At 44.2% G+C, this 763-nt stretch carries 1 protein-coding gene; it reads right to left on the bottom strand.

Features of this window, described 5'->3' with window-relative positions; all coding sequences use genetic code 11:
• Window positions 1-410: 410 nt before the first annotated feature.
• On the bottom strand, window positions 411-763 hold a 353-nt coding region (locus tag EES38_RS21710), incomplete at its 5' end, for a biopolymer transporter ExbB (protein WP_124939284.1).

Here is a 763-nt window from a genome sequence, read left to right as displayed (position 1 = left end):
GAAAACCCCCCGCGATTGGCACATTGGCAGCTAATCCGGAATCGCACTTACGGCCAATGCTTCGTTTCGTATCACACACCCCAAAGCCTTCTGCTTTGAATGCTGCCCTTCTTCAGGGCTTAATTTTTAAGAGCGTCACCTTCATGGTGGTCAGTGCGTCCTGCTGATGTGCTCAGTATCACCGCCAGTGGTATTTATGTCAACACCGCCAGAGATAATTTATCACCGCAGATGGTTATCTGTATGTTTTTTATATGAATTTATTTTTTGCAGGGGGGCATTGTTTGGTAGGTGAGAGATCTGAATTGCTATGTTTAGTGAGTTGTATCTATTTATTTTTCAATAAATACAATTGGTTATGTGTTTTGGGGGCGATCGTGAGGYAAAGARAACCCGGCGCTGAGGCCGGGTTATTCTTGTTCTCTGGTCAAATTATATAGTTGGAAAACAAGGATGCATATATGAATGAACGATGCAGAGGCAATGCCGATGGCGATAGTGGGTATCATGTAGCCGCTTATGCTGGAAAGAAGCAATAACCCGCAGAAAAACAAAGCTCCAAGCTCAACAAAACTAAGGGCATAGACAATAACTACCGATGTCATATACCCATACTCTCTAATCTTGGCCAGTCGGCGCGTTCTGCTTCCGATTAGAAACGTCAAGGCAGCAATCAGGATTGCAATCATGGTTCCTGCATATGATGACAATGTCGCCCCAAGACCATCTCTATGAGCTGAAAAAGAAACACCAGGAATGTAGT

It is taken from the genome of Vibrio viridaestus, from assembly GCF_003856525.1.
GTDB classification, from domain to species: domain Bacteria; phylum Pseudomonadota; class Gammaproteobacteria; order Enterobacterales; family Vibrionaceae; genus Vibrio; species Vibrio viridaestus.
The sequence above is the reverse complement of the archived record's forward strand: the minus strand, read 5'-3'. Positions and strand labels throughout refer to the sequence as shown.